Source organism: Superficieibacter sp., assembly GCF_032071645.1.
Classification (GTDB): Bacteria; Pseudomonadota; Gammaproteobacteria; order Enterobacterales; family Enterobacteriaceae; genus Superficieibacter.
Window position 1 is genome coordinate 19737 of record NZ_DAMAPU010000023.1, and the last position, 17669, is coordinate 37405.

12 protein-coding genes and 4 tRNA genes are annotated in these 17669 nt (G+C 52.1%); 1 reads left to right on the top strand and 15 read right to left on the bottom strand.

Features of this window, described 5'->3' with window-relative positions; all coding sequences use genetic code 11:
• Positions 1–94: 94 nt before the first annotated feature.
• The 13 genes from rpoC to RT197_RS21435 form a co-directional block, all read right to left on the bottom strand.
• Entirely contained in the window at positions 95–4318 is a 4224-nt protein-coding gene (rpoC, locus tag RT197_RS21375; protein ID WP_312953237.1) for a DNA-directed RNA polymerase subunit beta', read from the bottom strand.
• Positions 4319–4394: 76 nt separating this feature from the next.
• Complete coding sequence (gene rpoB, locus RT197_RS21380; protein ID WP_312953238.1) at positions 4395–8423, bottom strand: DNA-directed RNA polymerase subunit beta; 4029 nt, start codon at positions 8421–8423, stop codon at positions 4395–4397.
• A 321-nt stretch (positions 8424–8744) separates the two neighbouring features.
• A complete protein-coding gene (gene rplL / locus RT197_RS21385; protein ID WP_312953239.1) occupies positions 8745–9110 on the bottom strand; it encodes a 50S ribosomal protein L7/L12 in 366 nt (121 codons plus the stop codon).
• Positions 9111–9176: 66 nt separating this feature from the next.
• Positions 9177–9674: a 50S ribosomal protein L10 gene (gene rplJ, locus RT197_RS21390; RefSeq protein ID WP_007704673.1), complete on the bottom strand. Its 498-nt coding sequence runs from the start codon at positions 9672–9674 to the stop codon at positions 9177–9179.
• Between the two features lie 274 nt (positions 9675–9948).
• Complete coding sequence (gene rplA, locus RT197_RS21395) at positions 9949–10653, bottom strand: 50S ribosomal protein L1 (protein ID WP_312953240.1); 705 nt, start codon at positions 10651–10653, stop codon at positions 9949–9951.
• Between the two features lie 3 nt (positions 10654–10656).
• A complete protein-coding gene (gene rplK, locus RT197_RS21400) occupies positions 10657–11085 on the bottom strand; it encodes a 50S ribosomal protein L11 (protein ID WP_312953241.1) in 429 nt (142 codons plus the stop codon).
• Positions 11086–11266: 181 nt separating this feature from the next.
• Positions 11267–11812 (bottom strand): transcription termination/antitermination protein NusG, encoded by a 546-nt coding sequence (nusG, locus tag RT197_RS21405; RefSeq protein ID WP_123350555.1) that lies wholly within the window; start codon positions 11810–11812, stop codon positions 11267–11269.
• Position 11813: 1 nt separating this feature from the next.
• Complete coding sequence (gene secE, locus RT197_RS21410) at positions 11814–12197, bottom strand: preprotein translocase subunit SecE (RefSeq protein WP_312953242.1); 384 nt, start codon at positions 12195–12197, stop codon at positions 11814–11816.
• 241 nt (positions 12198–12438) lie between these two features.
• Positions 12439–13623: an elongation factor Tu gene (tuf, locus tag RT197_RS21415; protein ID WP_312952851.1), complete on the bottom strand. Its 1185-nt coding sequence runs from the start codon at positions 13621–13623 to the stop codon at positions 12439–12441.
• 112 nt (positions 13624–13735) lie between these two features.
• Positions 13736–13811 (bottom strand) — tRNA-Thr (locus RT197_RS21420).
• Positions 13812–13816: 5 nt separating this feature from the next.
• Positions 13817–13891, bottom strand: a tRNA-Gly gene (locus RT197_RS21425).
• A gap of 87 nt (positions 13892–13978) precedes the next feature.
• Positions 13979–14063: transfer RNA gene (locus RT197_RS21430), tRNA-Tyr, on the bottom strand.
• 8 nt (positions 14064–14071) lie between these two features.
• Positions 14072–14147 (bottom strand) — tRNA-Thr (locus tag RT197_RS21435).
• A 348-nt stretch (positions 14148–14495) separates the two neighbouring features.
• On the opposite strand from RT197_RS21435, the gene coaA reads away from it, so the two are divergent.
• Positions 14496–15446 (top strand): type I pantothenate kinase, encoded by a 951-nt coding sequence (coaA, locus tag RT197_RS21440; protein WP_312953243.1) that lies wholly within the window; start codon positions 14496–14498, stop codon positions 15444–15446.
• 26 nt (positions 15447–15472) lie between these two features.
• Here the strand turns inward: coaA and birA are convergent, their stop codons facing one another.
• Positions 15473–16435, bottom strand: a complete 963-nt coding sequence (gene birA / locus RT197_RS21445; protein WP_312953244.1) for a bifunctional biotin--[acetyl-CoA-carboxylase] ligase/biotin operon repressor BirA — start codon at positions 16433–16435, stop codon at positions 15473–15475.
• Positions 16432–17460: a UDP-N-acetylmuramate dehydrogenase gene (murB, locus tag RT197_RS21450; RefSeq protein WP_312953246.1), complete on the bottom strand. Its 1029-nt coding sequence runs from the start codon at positions 17458–17460 to the stop codon at positions 16432–16434. The genes birA and murB overlap by 4 nt, the downstream gene beginning before the upstream one ends.
• Positions 17461–17669: the final 209 nt, after the last annotated feature.

Here is a 17669-nt window from a genome sequence, read left to right on the forward strand (position 1 = left end):
CCCCTCGCGATAATACTGTTTTCCGTTCCCCAGATTTCAAATAAAAAAAAGCCAGTCAGGAAACCTGACTGGCTTTTTACGCTAAGCGTAACGATTACTCGTTGTCGGAACCGCCCAGGCCTGCGTTCAGCAGTTCTGCCAGGCTGGCAGACGCATCTTCAGCAGTCACCTGCGGTGCAGCTGGCTGTTCGCCCGCTGCGCGACGGCGCATACGATCCTGGTGGTACGCATAACCCGTACCTGCCGGGATCAGACGACCCACGATAACGTTCTCTTTCAGGCCGCGCAGTTCGTCACGTTTACCCGCAACGGCTGCTTCGGTCAGGACACGCGTGGTCTCCTGGAACGATGCCGCAGAGATGAACGACTCGGTTGCCAGAGACGCTTTGGTGATACCCAGCAGATCGCGGGAGAATGTAGCTTCCACTTTGCCGTTCGCTTCCAGATCGCGGTTTGCAATCTTGACGCGGGAGTATTCAACCTGCTCGCCTTCCAGGAAGTCGGAGCTGCCTGCGTTTTCGATGGTCGCTTTACGCAGCATCTGACGAACGATAACTTCGATGTGCTTATCGTTAATCTTAACGCCTTGCAGACGGTAAACGTCCTGAACTTCGTTGGTGATATAACGCGTTACCGCGTGTACGCCACGAAGACGCAGGATGTCATGCGGTGCTTCCGGACCGTCGGAAACCACGTCACCACGTTCGACACGCTCACCTTCAAACACGTTGAGCTGACGCCATTTCGGGATCATCTCTTCGTACGGATCGCTACCATCTACCGGGGTAATAACCAGACGACGTTTCCCTTTGGTTTCTTTACCGAAGGAAATAATGCCGCTGATTTCAGCCAGGATTGCCGGCTCTTTCGGACGACGGGCTTCGAACAGGTCCGCAACGCGCGGCAGACCACCGGTGATATCCTTGGTACCGCCGGATTCCTGCGGAATACGCGCCAGGGTGTCACCAGAACTGATCTGTACGCCATCTTCCAACTGAACAATCGCTTTACCCGGCAGGAAGTACTGCGCAGGCATATCGGTACCAGGGATCAGAACGTCGTTACCGTTCGCATCAACAATTTTCAGCGCCGGACGCAGGTCTTTACCACCCGCAGTACGTTCCGCAGAGTCCAGAACCACCAGAGAAGACAGGCCGGTCAGTTCGTCAGTCTGACGGGTGATGGTCTGGCCATCAATCATGTCAGTGAAACGAATGAAACCTGCTACTTCAGTGATAACCGGCATGGTATGCGGGTCCCAGTTTGCTACGGTTTCGCCGCCAGCAACCTGTTCGCCATCACCCTTCGCCATTACCGCACCGTAAGGTACTTTGTAGCTCTCTTTGGTACGACCGAATTCATCGATCAACTTCAGCTCGGTGTTACGAGAAGTCACCACCAGCTTACCGGCAGAGTTCACAACCGACTTCGCATTGCTCAGACGGATGCTACCTTTGTTTTTCACCTGGATGCTGGATTCAGCAGCCGCACGCGATGCCGCACCACCGATGTGGAAGGTACGCATGGTCAGCTGTGTACCCGGCTCACCGATGGACTGTGCCGCGATAACGCCGATAGCTTCACCTTTGTTGATGATGTGGCCACGCGCCAGGTCACGACCATAGCAGTGCGCACATACACCAAAGTCGGTGTCACAGGATACAACGGAACGTACTTTGACGGAGTCAACGGAGTTCTCTTCCAGCAGGTCACACCAGTGCTCGTGCAGCAGCGTGTTGCGTGGAACCAGAATGTCCGCCGTACCCGGTTTCAGAACGTCTTCCGCAGTCACACGACCCAGTACGCGATCGCGCAGCGGCTCTTTAACGTCACCACCTTCGATAACCGGGGTCATGGTGATGCCTTCAAGCGTGCCACAATCGTCTTCGGTAACAACCAGATCCTGCGCAACGTCAACCAGACGACGCGTCAGATAACCGGAGTTCGCCGTTTTCAGTGCGGTATCCGCCAGACCTTTACGCGCACCGTGAGTGGAGATGAAGTACTGGAGTACGTTCAGACCTTCACGGAAGTTCGCGGTGATCGGCGTTTCGATGATGGAGCCATCCGGCTTCGCCATCAGACCACGCATACCAGCAAGCTGACGAATCTGTGCCGCAGAACCACGCGCACCGGAGTCGGCCATCATGTAGATGCTGTTGAAGGAAACCTGCTGCTCTTCTTCGCCGTCACGGTTAATCACGGTTTCAGTTTGCAGGTTATCCATCATCGCTTTGGATACACGATCGTTCGCCGCAGCCCAGATATCGATAACTTTGTTATAGCGTTCGCCCGCTGTTACCAGACCGGACTGGAACTGTTCCTGAATCTCAGCAACTTCGGCTTCCGCTTCGCTGATGATCTCGTGTTTTTTCTCCGGGATGACCATGTCATCGATACCAACGGATGCACCTGAACGCGCTGCATAAGCAAAGCCGGTGTACATCGTCTGGTCCGCAAAAATAACGGTCGGTTTCAGGCCCAGAATGCGGTAACAGGTGTTCAGCATTTTGGAGATAGCCTTTTTACCCAGCGCCTGGTTGACGATGGAGAAAGGCAGACCTTTCGGTACGATCATCCACAGAATGGCACGGCCAACGGTCGTGTCTTTAATGCTGGTAACCGCTACGAGTTCGCCGTTTTCATCTTTTTCATATTCGGTGATACGCACTTTTACACGCGCATGCAGAGAGGCCAGGCCAGCGCGATAGATACGCTCAGCTTCTTTCGGGCCAGTCAGCACCATGCCTTCGCCTTTGGCGTTAACACAGTCACGGGTCATGTAGTACAGACCCAGTACCACGTCCTGGGACGGAACGATGATAGGTTCGCCGTTCGCCGGGGACAGGATGTTGTTGGTAGACATCATCAGCGCACGCGCTTCGAGCTGGGCTTCCAGCGTCAGCGGTACGTGAACAGCCATCTGGTCACCATCGAAGTCGGCGTTATAGGCCGCACAAACCAGCGGGTGCAGCTGAATAGCTTTACCTTCGATCAATACCGGTTCAAATGCCTGGATACCCAAACGGTGCAGAGTGGGTGCACGGTTCAGCAGTACCGGGTGTTCGCGGATCACTTCGTCCAGGATATCCCAAACGACAGCTTCTTCGCGCTCAACCATTTTCTTCGCGGCTTTGATGGTGGTGGCGAGGCCACGCAGTTCCAGCTTGCCGTAGATGAACGGTTTGAACAGCTCCAGCGCCATTTTCTTCGGCAGACCGCACTGATGCAGACGCAGGTATGGACCTACGGTGATTACAGAACGACCGGAGTAGTCAACACGCTTACCGAGCAGGTTCTGACGGAAACGACCCTGCTTACCTTTGATCATATCGGCCAAAGATTTCAGAGGACGTTTGTTAGAACCGGTGATTGCACGACCGCGACGACCGTTATCCAGCAGAGCGTCAACCGCTTCCTGCAGCATACGTTTTTCGTTGCGTACAATGATGTCCGGCGCAGCCAGATCCAGCAGACGTTTCAGACGGTTGTTACGGTTAATAACGCGACGATACAGATCGTTCAGATCCGACGTAGCGAAACGACCACCATCCAGCGGAACCAGCGGACGCAGATCTGGCGGCAGAACCGGCAGAACGGTCAGGATCATCCACTCCGGCTTGTTGCCAGACTGTACGAACGCTTCAAGCAGTTTGATACGCTTGGTCAGCTTCTTACGCTTGGTTTCGGAGTTGGTTTCGTTCAGCTCTTCGCGCAGAGTTTCACACTCTTGCTCCAGATCCATGCTCTTCAGCAGGGCCTGGATTGCTTCCGCACCCATTTTTGCGTCGAATTCGTCGCCGAACTCTTCCAGCGCATCCAGATACTGTTCTTCAGTCAGGATCTGCTGGCGTTCCAGGTTAGTCATACCGCCTTCGATAACCACATAGGATTCGAAGTACAGTACGCGTTCGATATCGCGCAGCGGCATATCAAGCAGCAGACCGATACGGGACGGCAGAGATTTCAGGAACCAGATGTGCGCAGTCGGAGACGCCAGCTCGATGTGGCCCATACGCTCACGGCGTACTTTAGTCTGGGTCACTTCAACGCCGCACTTCTCACAGATCACACCACGGTGTTTCAGGCGCTTGTACTTACCGCACAGGCACTCGTAATCTTTTACTGGCCCAAAAATACGGGCGCAGAAAAGGCCGTCACGTTCAGGTTTGAACGTACGGTAGTTGATGGTTTCCGGCTTCTTAACTTCACCGAAAGACCATGAACGGATCATGTCTGGCGAGGCCAGAGCAATTTTGATCGCATCAAACTCTTCGGTTTTAGTTTGCGCTTTCAGAAACTTTAATAAGTCTTTCACGGATTTGCTCCCGTCGGAGTTAGCACAATCTGGCACCGGGTTTTACCCCGGCACCAGTGACCTGTTTGAGCGAGAGTTACTCGTCTTCCAGCTCGATGTTGATACCCAGAGAACGGATTTCTTTCAACAGTACGTTGAAGGATTCCGGCATACCTGGTTCCATCTGATGATTGCCGTCCACGATGTTTTTATACATCTTGGTACGACCGTTGACGTCATCAGACTTAACGGTAAGCATTTCCTGCAGGGTGTATGCTGCGCCATATGCTTCCAGCGCCCACACTTCCATCTCACCGAAGCGCTGACCACCGAACTGTGCCTTACCACCCAGCGGCTGCTGGGTAACCAGGCTGTAAGAACCGGTAGAACGCGCGTGCATCTTGTCATCAACCAGGTGGTTCAGTTTCAGCATGTACATGTAACCTACGGTTACCTGACGTTCGAACTGTTCACCAGTACGGCCATCAAACAGCGTGATCTGACCGGAAGTCGGCAGGCCACCCAGTTGCAGCAGTTCCTTGATTTCAGACTCTTTCGCACCGTCGAATACAGGCGTTGCGATTGGCATACCCTTACGCAGGTTTTCAGCCAGACGCATCACTTCTTCATCGCTGAAGGTGTTCAGGTCAACTTTCTGACGAACATCAGCGCCCAGATCGTAGGCACGCTGGATGAATTCGCGCAGTTTCGCGACTTCCTGCTGCTGTTTCAGCATGGCGTTGATCTTATCGCCGATACCTTTCGCAGCCATACCCAGGTGAGTTTCCAGAATCTGACCGATGTTCATACGAGACGGTACACCCAGCGGGTTCAGTACGATGTCTACCGGCGTGCCGTTTTCATCGTAAGGCATATCTTCGATCGGGTTGATCTTAGAGATAACACCCTTGTTACCGTGACGACCTGCCATCTTGTCACCAGGCTGGATCCGACGTTTAACCGCCAGATAAACCTTAACAATCTTCAGCACGCCCGGTGCCAGATCGTCGCCCTGAGTGATTTTGCGGCGTTTCGCTTCGAGTTTTTTCTCGAACTCGTGTTTCAGTTCGTCGTACTGCTCAGCCAGTTGTTCCAGCTGATTTTGTTTCTCTTCGTCGGTCAGGCCCAGTTCCAGCCAGCGATCGCGCGGGAGTTTGTCGAGCTTGTCAGCTTCAACGCCACCGGAAATCAGTACGGCGCGGATACGGCTAAAGAGGCCCGCTTCGAGGATTTGCAGTTCTTCAGACAGGTCTTTTTTGGCCTGCTTGAGCTGCATTTCTTCGATTTCCAGCGCACGTTTGTCTTTTTCCACGCCATCGCGGGTAAAGACCTGAACGTCGATAACCGTACCGGAAACACCGTTTGGCACGCGCAGAGAAGAGTCTTTAACGTCAGACGCTTTCTCACCGAAGATCGCACGCAACAGCTTCTCTTCTGGGGTCAGCTGGGTTTCACCTTTCGGCGTTACCTTACCCACCAGAATGTCGCCACCGGTCACTTCCGCACCGATATAAACGATACCGGATTCATCCAGTTTAGAGAGCGCAGCTTCACCCACGTTCGGGATGTCAGCGGTGATCTCTTCCGGCCCCAGCTTGGTGTCACGGGACACGCACGCCAGTTCCTGAATATGGATGGTAGTGAAACGGTCTTCCTGAACTACACGCTCGGATACGAGGATGGAGTCTTCGAAGTTGTAACCGTTCCACGGCATGAACGCTACGCGCATGTTCTGACCGAGCGCCAGTTCACCGAGGTCAGTGGACGGACCGTCTGCCAGCACATCGCCACGTTCAACCGGCTCACCCAGAGACACGCACGGCATCTGGTTGATACAGGTGTTCTGGTTAGAACGGGTGTATTTGGTCAGGTTGTAGATGTCGATACCCGCTTCGCCCGGATACATCTCGTCTTCGTTAACTTTAATAACGATACGGGAAGCATCAACGTACTGAACGGTACCGCCACGCTTAGCAACGGACGTTACACCGGAGTCAACGGCAACAGCACGTTCCATACCGGTACCCACCAGCGGCTTATCAGCGCGCAGAGTCGGAACCGCCTGACGTTGCATGTTCGCACCCATCAATGCACGGTTGGCGTCATCGTGTTCCAGGAACGGGATCAGGGACGCACCGACGGAAACCACCTGCTGGGTGGAAACGTCCATGTAGTCAACCTGGTCGTTGCTGAACAAGCTGGATTCACCTTTGCTACGGCAGGTAACGAGATCGTCAACAAAACGACCTTCTTCGTCCAGGTTGGTGTTCGCCTGGGCGATGACATAGTTACCTTCTTCAATCGCAGACAGGTAATGAATTTCGTCGGTCACAACGCCGTCGGTGACTTTACGGTACGGCGTCTCAAGGAAGCCATATTCGTTAGTCTGTGCGTACACGGACAGGGAGTTGATCAGACCGATGTTCGGACCTTCAGGCGTTTCGATTGGACATACGCGACCGTAGTGAGTCGGGTGTACGTCTCGAACTTCAAAGCCTGCACGTTCACGGGTCAGACCGCCTGGGCCGAGTGCGGAGATACGACGTTTATGCGTAATCTCAGACAGCGGGTTGTTCTGGTCCATAAACTGAGACAGCTGGCTGGAGCCGAAGAACTCTTTCACCGCTGCGGAAATCGGTTTGGCGTTGATCATGTCCTGAGGCATCAGGGTATCCAGATCGCCCAGAGACAAACGCTCTTTTACCGCACGCTCTACACGTACCAGGCCAACGCGGAACTGGTTTTCCGCCATTTCACCTACGGAACGGATACGACGGTTGCCGAGGTGGTCGATATCATCGACTTCGCCTTTGCCGTTACGGATATCAATGAGCTTCTTCATCACTTCAATGATGTCGTCTTTGCTCAGGATACCGGAACCTTCGATTTCGTCGCGCAGCAGAGAACGGTTGAACTTCATACGACCAACCGCAGACAGATCATAGCGGTCTTCGGAGAAGAACAGGTTCTCAAACAGGCTTTCAGCCGCTTCACGAGTCGGCGGCTCACCAGGACGCATCATACGGTAGATTTCTACCAGTGCGCTCAGGCGATCGTTGGTCGGGTCGACGCGTACAGTCTCAGACATGTACGGACCGTGGTCCAGATCGTTAGTGAACAGCGTTTCGATACGTTTGTGGCCAGACTGGCTCAGCTTAGCCAGCAGATCGAGGCTCAGCTCCATGTTAGCCGGGCAGATCAGCTCGCCAGTAGATTCGTCAACGTAGTCTTTCGCAGCAACTTTGCCCGCGATGTACTCAACCGGAACTTCGATAAGTTTAATATCGTCTTTTTCCAGTTGGCGAATGTGGCGCGCGGTAATGCGGCGGCCTTTTTCGACGTACAGCTTGCCATCAGCTTCGATGTCAAAGGAGGCGGTATCACCACGCAGGCGTTCCGGCACCAGTTCCATTTGCAGCTTGTTGTCGCGGATCTCGAAGACCACTTTTTCAAAGAACAGGTCAAGGATCTGTTCAGTGGTGTAGTTCAGCGCGCGCAGAATGATGGTCGCAGGCAGTTTGCGGCGACGGTCAATACGCACGAACAGGTTGTCCTTCGGATCGAATTCGAAGTCCAGCCAGGAACCACGGTAAGGGATGATACGCGCGTTATACAGCACTTTACCCGAAGAGTGGGTTTTACCTTTGTCGCTGTCGAAGAACACGCCAGGACTACGGTGCAGCTGAGAAACGATAACACGCTCAGTACCGTTGATAACAAAAGTACCGTTGTCGGTCATGAGCGGAATTTCGCCCATGTACACTTCTTGTTCTTTGATGTCTTTAACGGTGCCTTCCGGCGCTTCGCGCTCGTAAATCACCAGACGCAGCTTCACACGCAGCGGTGCGGAATAGGTCACACCACGGATCTGACATTCCTGAACGTCAAACACCGGTTCGCCAAGACGGTAGCTAACGTACTGTAGCTCTGAATTACCGCTGTAGCTCTGAATCGGGAATACGGAGCGGAAAGCTGCTTCCAGACCGTACTGTCCTTCAGGATCTTGCTCGATGAACTTCTGAAACGAGTCAAGCTGGATAGAAAGGAGATAAGGAATGTCCAGAACCTGCGGACGCTTTCCAAAATCCTTACGAATACGTTTTTTCTCGGTATAGGAGTAAACCATTAGGGTTCCTCAGCTCGCTGACAAGTCGACCCACGCTGTCCATCAAAGGGACAGTTTATGCAACACTATTTTGTTGACCGGAAAATGGAACACTTTCCGCAATGCCTGTTGCTATCACGCTTAAACCATTTCATTGCGATTTACACAGGACAGATGCCCTGTCGCAGTATATTAAGTCGTCGATAGAAACAAGCATTGTCAGGACAACCAGTAGTCAAACAGTGTGAAATGCTACCGGTGCCTTACAGCGCAAAAAGGCTGGTGACCAAAAAGTCACCAGCCATCAGCCTGATTTCTCAGGCTGCAACCGGAAGGGTTGGCTTATTTAACTTCAACTTCAGCGCCAGCTTCTTCCAGAGATTTTTTCAGAGACTCAGCGTCATCTTTGCTCACGCCTTCTTTCAGAGCGGCCGGAGCAGATTCTACCAGGTCTTTAGCTTCTTTCAGACCCAGGCCAGTAGCGGCACGAACTGCTTTGATAACGGCAACTTTGTTAGCGCCAGCAGCTTTCAGAATAACGTCGAATTCAGTTTTTTCTTCAGCAGCTTCAACCGGGCCAGCAGCTACAGCAACAGCGGCAGCAGCAGAAACACCGAATTTTTCTTCCATTGCAGAGATCAGTTCTACAACGTCCATTACGGACATAGCGGATACTGCTTCAATGATTTGATCTTTAGTGATAGACATTTAAATTGTTCCTGAATATCAGAATAAGTTTATACGTAAGCAGATGCTTTACAAAGAAAAGTGCAATTAAGCAGCTTCTTTCGCATCGCGTACAGCAGCCAGAGTACGAACCAGTTTGCCAGCCGAAGCTTCTTTCATGGTTGCCATCAGGCGTGCAATTGCTTCTTCGTAGGTCGGCAGAGTTGCCAGGCGGTCGATTTGCGACGCCGGGATCAGCTCACCTTCAAAGGCAGCGGCTTTGACCTCAAATTTTGCATTCGCTTTTGCGAAATCTTTGAACAGACGAGCAGCAGCGCCCGGGTGTTCCATAGAATATGCAATAAGGGTCGGACCAACGAACGCGTCTTTCAGGCACTCAAACTGAGTACCTTCAACAACACGGCGCAGCAGGGTGTTACGAACAACACGCATGTAAACGCCGGCTTCGCGACCTGCTTTACGCAGTTCGGTCATTTTATCTACAGTCACGCCACGGGAATCCGCAACTACTGCAGACAGCGCGCCTTTGGCTACTTCGCTGACTTCAGCAACAATCGCTTGTTTGTCTTGAAGATTTAAAGCCATTAGCTTTGCTCCTGGATGTTTGCCAGAACTTAGGTTCTGGAACTCACTTCGCTCTTCTCAAAGAAAAGAACGTCTTAATACGGTGAGCAGAAACAAGCCAAAGATACTTATAAAATGTCTTCAGGTTCTGTCACCGTCTACGCAGGCAATAAATTAAGTCTCTTGCGAAACGCCTGCGGTCTTGGACGGAGGCCTGGATTAGGCCAGGCTCCAACCGAAATCTTTTCGTGGGCGAAGATTGTAGACAAATCCACCGCCCACGTAAAGGCTAATCTTAGTTCGCAGAAGCGCTCAGACCAGCCTGGTCAACGGCAACGCCAGCACCCATGGTGGTGGAGATGCTGATTTTCTTGATGTACACGCCTTTCGCCTGGCTTGGTTTTGCTTTTTTCAGCGCAACCAGCAGAGACTCCAGGTTTTCTTTCAGTTTATCAGTATCGAAATCCACTTTACCGATGGTGGTGTGGATGATGCCGTTTTTGTCGTTACGATAACGAACCTGACCGGCTTTAGCGTTCTTAACCGCTTCAGCAACGTTCGGCGTTACAGTACCAACTTTCGGGTTAGGCATCAGGCCACGCGGACCCAGAACCTGGCCAAGCTGGCCAACAACGCGCATTGCATCCGGGGAAGCAATAACAACGTCAAAGTTCATTTCGCCTTTTTTGATCTGTTCAGCCAGATCTTCCATACCTACCAGTTCAGCGCCAGCCGCTTTAGCAGCTTCAGCGTTTGCACCCTGGGTAAATACGGCTACGCGTACAGAGCGACCAGTGCCGTGCGGCAGTACAGTTGCACCACGTACGTTCTGGTCAGATTTACGCGCGTCGATGCCGAGGTTAACGGCAACGTCTACGCTTTCAGTAAATTTAGCGGTGGCCAGCTCTTTCAGCAGAGCAATGGCTTCGTTAACGTCATACTGTTTGGTAACGTCAACTTTCTCGCGGATCACACGCATGCGCTTGGTCAGTTTAGCCATTTCTTAATCCTCCACTACCAGGCCCATGGAACGTGCAGTACCTTCGATGGAGCGAGTCATCGCTTCAACATCGGCACCAGTCATGTCGGCAGCTTTGGTCTGCGCGATTTCCTGCAGCTGAGCGCGGGAAATTTTACCTACTTTGTCTTTGTTCGGCTTGCCGGAACCAGACTTGATACCAGCCGCTTTCTTCAGCAGAACTGCTGCCGGAGGCGTTTTGGTAACGAAGGTGAAAGAACGGTCAGCGTAAACGGTAATAACAACCGGAATCGGCAGACCTTTTTCGATGGAATCAGTTTTGGCGTTGAACGCTTTACAGAATTCCATGATGTTCACACCCTGCTGACCCAGTGCTGGACCAACCGGCGGACTCGGGTTCGCCATACCAGCTGCAACCTGCAGCTTAACGTAGGCTTGTACTTTCTTAGCCATTCTAAAATCCTCAATATGGGTTATAGCGCCTTTACACACTCTTTCAGGCGACCTGAATGATTTGTGTAAGTAACGGCTCCCCGTGATAAATGCGTTTTACGGATACAAGACCCATAAAAACAAAAGGCGCGAAATTGTATGTCAATTTCGCGCCTGGTGCAACGACCATATCGCCGTTTTTTTATGCTTTTTCTACCTGGCCAAAATCCAGCTCGACCGGAGTCGCACGACCGAAGATAGAAACAGAGACTTTCAGGCGAGACTTCTCGTAGTCCACTTCTTCAACCACGCCGTTAAAGTCTGCAAACGGACCGTCGCTGACGCGCACCATTTCACCCGGCTCAAACATCGTTTTCGGACGCGGTTTATCACCAACCTGCTGCAGGCGGTTCATGATCGCATCAACTTCTTTGTCGCTGATGGGTGCAGGACGGTCAGACGTACCACCAATGAAGCCCATTACGCGCGGCACGCTGCGCACCAGGTGCCAGCTCGCGTCGTTCATGACCATCTGGACCAGTACGTAGCCCGGGAAGAATTTGCGCTCGCTTTTGCGGCGCTGTCCGCCACGGATTTCGACCACTTCTTCGGTCGGCACCATGACTTCACCAAACAACTCTTCCATATTATGTAATTTGATATGCTCACGCAGCGACGTTGCTACGCGGCCTTCAAAACCGGAAAACGCCTGAACGACGTACCAGCGCTTTTTAGGAGCTTCAGACATCTCAGAACCTCAGGCCAGTGATAAAGGATACCAGGCGGACCAGAATACCATCCAGCCCCCACAGGATGAGTGACATAACAGCAGTCACTGCAGCCACGATCAGCGTGGTGTGCAACGTTTCCTGACGAGTTGGCCAAATCACCTTGCGGACTTCGGTTCTCGCTTCGCGGGCAAAGGCCACGGTCGCCTTACCTTTCGTTGTCAACAGCGCGACACCACCCGCTGCAGCAATCAGAATTACTACTGCCAGCGCGCGTAGCGGCAGCATCATGTCACGATAGAGGTAGTTGCCGACGATAGCTACAAGGAGCAATACAGCCACAACCAACCACTTCATCGCTTCCAGGCCGCGCCCGCTTCCCTGAGCTTCGGTATTCGCACTCATAAACCAACCTGTCAAAAGAATCAGACAAACATTTTCACCCCGCTTGTGCGAGGCAAACCTAACCGAAAGGCTGTGCGGCGTTTCGGACTATATACTTCATCAAACGCCCTCTACAGAGCCTGTCTCAGCAATGATTATGACAAAAAAAATCACTGATGAGCCAGGTTCTGGTGTGAAAGCGTGCAAAAAGGGCATCAAATGATGCCCTTTTATTGCGCATTGCGTCAAATGTTATCAGTGATTAACTGAGAACTTTAGCAACAACGCCCGCGCCAACGGTACGGCCGCCTTCACGGATTGCGAAACGCAGACCGTCGTCCATCGCGATCGGGTGGATCAGGGTAACAACCATTTTGATGTTGTCGCCCGGCATTACCATTTCAACGCCTTCCGGCAGTTCGATGGTGCCAGTCACGTCAGTTGTACGGAAGTAGAACTGCGGACGGTAGCCTTTGAAGAACGGAGTGTGACGGCCGCCTTCGTCCTTGGACAGGATGTACACTTCAGATTCGAACTTGGTGTGCGGCTTGATGGAACCCGGCTTAGCCAGTACCTGACCACGTTCGATTTCTTCACGTTTGATACCACGCAGCAGAACACCTACGTTCTCACCGGCACGGCCTTCGTCCAGCAGTTTGCGGAACATTTCAACGCCGGTACAGGTGGATTTCGCGGTATCTTTGATACCAACGATTTCAACTTCTTCACCAACTTTGATGATACCGCGCTCTACACGACCGGTAACAACGGTACCACGGCCGGAGATGGAGAATACGTCTTCGATCGGCAGCAGGAACGGCTTGTCAATCGCACGTTCTGGTTCAGGGATGTAGGAATCCAGGAAGCCAGCCAGTTCGATGATTTTTTCTTCCCACTCAGCTTCGCCTTCCAGCGCTTTCAGAGCAGAACCACGGATGATCGGGGTGTCATCGCCCGGGAAGTCGTACTGGGACAGAAGTTCACGAACTTCCATTTCTACCAGTTCCAGCAGCTCTTCGTCATCAACCATGTCGCATTTGTTCAGGAACACGATGATGTACGGAACGCCTACCTGACGACCCAGCAGGATGTGCTCACGGGTCTGCGGCATCGGGCCGTCAGTCGCAGCAACAACCAGGATCGCGCCGTCCATCTGCGCAGCACCGGTGATCATGTTTTTAACATAGTCGGCGTGGCCCGGGCAGTCTACGTGCGCGTAGTGGCGGGTCGGGGTGTCATATTCAACGTGAGAAGTGTTGATGGTGATACCACGAGCTTTTTCTTCCGGCGCGTTATCGATCTGATCGAATGCGCGAGCAGCACCGCCGTAGGTTTTAGCCAGTACGGTAGTGATCGCAGCGGTCAGCGTTGTTTTACCATGGTCAACGTGGCCGATAGTACCGACGTTAACGTGCGGTTTTGTACGTTCAAACTTTTCTTTAGACATCGATTGTCCCTCTAAGACACGGATAAATCGGTGATATCACCACATCAACCAGGCAACATGCCCGACTTGTTGAATGTTAAGTAACAGAGAGAAACAGGGAGGAGAAGTGAAGTGGTGCTGATACCCAGAGTCGAACTGGGGACCTCACCCTTACCAAGGGTGCGCTCTACCAACTGAGCCATATCAGCACGTCTGGAGCGGGCAGCGGGAATCGAACCCGCATCATCAGCTTGGAAGGCTGAGGTAATAGCCATTATACGATGCCCGCATCCTGAAACTCGGCTACCCAGTTCTTTCTGTTTAAGCTGGCTCGTTTTACCGCGCCAACTCAAGCTACGCTTCGCATAGCCAGAAATGGTGGTGGGGGAAGGATTCGAACCTTCGAAGTCTGTGACGGCAGATTTACAGTCTGCTCCCTTTGGCCGCTCGGGAACCCCACCGGGCTTGATGGTGCCGACTACCGGAATCGAACTGGTGACCTACTGATTACAAGTCAGTTGCTCTACCTACTGAGCTAAGTCGGCATCAAGTAGCGCGCATTCTAGGTAGACCAGCGGCTGCATGCAACTAAAAAATTGCATAAATTGTTCTATCGCTCACATTTTGTGCGCAAGTGGACAAATATGACGTAAATTCGTCCATTGCAGAGCATTATTTCGCCTTGATTGCCGGGGCTTTTCTCACGCCAGGTTCACAGAATTACCAGGTGCTATAGCCTTTGCAGGTAGAGGATTGCACGTCCAGAGGCGATTTTTTCTTATCTTCTTTTTCATCTGGTGTTAACCTCCTGCCCATTGTGTAAATTAACTGAAATGTGCCGCGCCTTCGTCCCTTTTCTGTCTGCGGGTTGAAGGGCAGCGAGAAACATGCTTATGAGCAAAAAAGAACATCCGTTAATGACGCCCTACATGGAATTTGACCGCAACCAGTGGGCTGCTCTTCGTGATTCTGTCCCTATGACCCTGACCGAAGGCGAGATCGCCCGGTTAAAAGGCATCAACGAAGATCTTTCTCTGGAAGAAGTGGCGGAGATTTATCTACCGCTGTCGCGTTTGCTCAATTTTTACATCAGTTCCAATCTGCGTCGCCAGGCCGTACTTGAACAATTTCTGGGGACCAACGGGCAGCGTATTCCTTATATCATTAGCATTGCCGGTAGCGTAGCTGTCGGTAAGAGCACTACCGCGCGCGTATTGCAGGCACTGCTAAGCCGCTGGCCGGAACATCGCCAGGTAGAACTTATTACTACCGATGGTTTTCTGCATCCAAACCAGGTGTTGAAGGATCGGGGGTTAATGAAGAAGAAAGGCTTCCCCCAGTCCTATGATATGCATCGGCTGGTCAAGTTTGTTTCTGATATTAAATCGGGCGTTCCAAATGCTACCGCGCCGGTTTACTCGCATCTTATTTATGATGTGATCCCCGATGGCGATAAATCAGTGACCCAACCGGATATACTCATTCTGGAAGGATTAAATGTTTTGCAGAGTGGGATGGATTATCCACACGATCCGCATCATGTATTCGTCTCGGATTTCGTTGATTTCTCTATTTATGTCGATGCGCCGGAAGAATTATTACAAACGTGGTATATCAATCGCTTCCTGAAATTCCGTGAAGGGGCATTTACCGATCCGGATTCTTATTTTCACAATTACGCGAAGTTATCTAAAGAAGAAGCTGTGAATGTTGCTAATTCGCTGTGGAATGAAATTAATGGCTTGAATTTGAAAGAAAACATTCTTCCTACCCGCGAGCGCGCAAGCCTGATTATGACTAAAAGCGCCAACCATGCTGTCAGGCAGGTTCGTTTACGTAAGTAGAAAAAAGGGAGCGCTGGCTCCCTTTTTTATTCTGCGCTGCGAAGAGAGATCTCTCCGCCCATCCAGGGTTTAATTTCCCCGTTTTGCTCCAGCAACAGTGCTCCCTGAGTATTAATTCCGCGGGAAATACCTACGATTTCTCTGTCACCAATAATAAGTTTGACCTGACGATTAATAAAGTTATCAAGTTTTTCCCAGCGAGAAAGATAGGGAGTCAGTCCTTCCTGTTCAAAAAGTTGAAGAGATGTGCGCAGCTCATTGATTAACCGAACCGCAAGCGCATTGCGATCGATGACGATCCCTGCTTCCTGCAGGTTGATCCAGCCCTGGTTAACAACCTCGGCTTCGACACGCCGCATTGCCATATTAATGCCTGCACCGATGACAATTTGCGCCGCATCACCGGTTTTGCCGGTCAGCTCAACGAGGATGCCTGCCAGCTTGCGATCCTGTAAGTAGAGATCATTCGGCCATTTGACTCTGACCTGCGTAGCCCCCAAATCGTGTAGCACCTCCGCCATGACAATGCCGATTACCAGGCTTAAGCCTATCGCCGCTGCCGGGCCCTGCTCAAGCCGCCAGTACATGGAGAGGTAGAGATTTGCGCCGAAGGGAGAAAACCACTTTCTCCCGCGACGTCCGCGACCGGCCTGCTGATACTCCGCCACGCAGACATCGCCGGAACTCAGCTCACCAATACGATCCATCAGGTACTGGTTTGTTGAATCAATAACGGGCAGAACCGCCACCGTTCCATAATCGATCTGGCTACGGATAAATTCTTCATTAAGTAACTGGATAGGCTCCGGCAGGCTATAGCCTTTTCCGGAAACGGTAAAAACATCCACGCCCCAGTCGCGCAGAGTCTGAATATGTTTATTAATTGCCGCGCGGCTCATGCCCAGCCGCTCTCCCAGCTGCTGACCGGAATGAAAACCGCCATCAGAGAGAATAGAAATTAGCGTTAACGGGATGGTGTTATCTCTCACGCAATAATCTCCACAGCATTTATTTCGCCAGCGCGTCCAATGAAACGGACTTCAGGCTCAAGCCATACATTGAACTTTTCACCGACTCGCAGGCGCACCTGGTGTGCCAGGTCGACAACATCTTCACCACGGGCATGACCAGTATTGATAAGAACCAGCGCCTGCTGCTGATGAACCATCGCTCCGCCCGACTGCACGCCTTTTAGCTGGCACTGGTCTATCAGCCACCCGGCGGCAAGTTTAACGGTACTATCTGCCTGCGGGTAATGCGGTGCGCCAGGGAAAGCAGCAAGGAATACCTGTGCCTGCTCGCTGCTTATCACCGGGTTTTTAAAGAAGCTACCGGCATTGCCGTTAATTTTCGGATCGGGAAGCTTCGTGGTGCGCATATGACAGACCGAGTCATATACCTCTTGTGGAGTCACTGTCGCAGGATCAAGGCGTGTTAAATCGCCATAGGTCAGTACCGGCTGCCATTGTTCAGGCAGACGCAGACCTACTGCAACAATCGCGTAGCGATCCTGATATTCATGTTTGAAAATGCTGTCGCGATAGCCGAAGCGGCACTCAGAGGCGGTCAGGCGCAACGCCTTCCCTGTGGCTAATTCAATGCAGTCGACATAATGACAGACACGTTGTAACTCCACGCCATAAGCACCGATGTTTTGAATGGGGGACGAACCAACGCAGCCAGGGATCATCGCCAGGTTTTCGAGTCCAGGCATTCCGTGTTGCAGCGTGTATTGCACCAGGTGATGCCAGTTTTCTCCGGCACCAACGTGCAGGTGCCATGCGTCAGGATGCTGCGTAATTTTAATGCCTTTGATACGGTTAACGATCACCGTACCGTCAAAATCTTCAAGAAACAGGACGTTGCTACCCTCGCCGAGGATTAATACAGGCTGCTGCTGCCGGGTGGCATTCTGCCATGCGCTGATGAGTTGTTGTTCAGTCTCGGCACAAACAATTTCTTTTGCAGACTGATCGATGCCAAAGGTATTCCAGGGCTTAAGGGAGTGATTCATAGACGCTATCCTGATGCAATTTCACCGCTAGTTTACCGCATATGTCGTGGTATGGGTGATTAGTTTGTCGCTCCGGGAAGTAGCGTTAAAAGAGGATGAAGCCTGAGGCGTAGAAACGCAAAAAGCCCGTCCTTGCGGACGGGCTTTTTACCTGTTTGATGCCTGGCAGTTCCCTACTCTCGCATGGGGAGACCCCACACTACCATCGG